We start from the raw sequence: 450 nt of genomic DNA, 5'->3' as shown, positions 1-450 counted from the left end.
GTTTCTCATGAACTGCGTACCCCAGTGGCGCGGCTGCGTTTCGGGCTGGAAATGATCGGCACGGCGACCACTCCGCAAGCGCTGGAAAAATACCGCGAAGGCATGGATCACGACATCGAAGACCTCGATAAGCTGGTCGACGAGATGCTCACTTACGCACGGCTGGAGCAGGGCTCGCCGGCGCTGACTTTCCAGCGCATCGATCTGGATGCGCTGGTCAATCAGGTGATCGCAGAATTGGCGCCGCTGCGCGCCGAGGTCACGGTGCAGCGCGGTTTGTGTTTGTCATCGGCCGACAACGACGGCGCGTGGGTCGAGGCCGAGCCGCGTTATTCGCATCGGGCGCTGCAGAATCTGGTGGGCAACGCGATGCGCCATGCGCAGTCGCAGGTGACGGTGAGTTATCAGGTTGGCCAGTTGCGTTGTCGGATCGACGTCGAGGATGACGGG

At 62.0% G+C, this 450-nt stretch carries 1 protein-coding gene; it reads left to right on the top strand.

Features of this window, described 5'->3' with window-relative positions; all coding sequences use genetic code 11:
* Positions 1–450, top strand: a 450-nt coding sequence (locus J5M71_RS28420; protein WP_279382403.1) for a histidine kinase dimerization/phospho-acceptor domain-containing protein, incomplete at both ends; no start/stop codon positions are given.

It is taken from the genome of Pseudomonas sp. 43(2021) (assembly GCF_017490805.1).
Lineage (GTDB): Bacteria > Pseudomonadota > Gammaproteobacteria > Pseudomonadales > Pseudomonadaceae > Aquipseudomonas.
The sequence above is the reverse complement of the archived record's forward strand: the minus strand, read 5'-3'. Positions and strand labels throughout refer to the sequence as shown.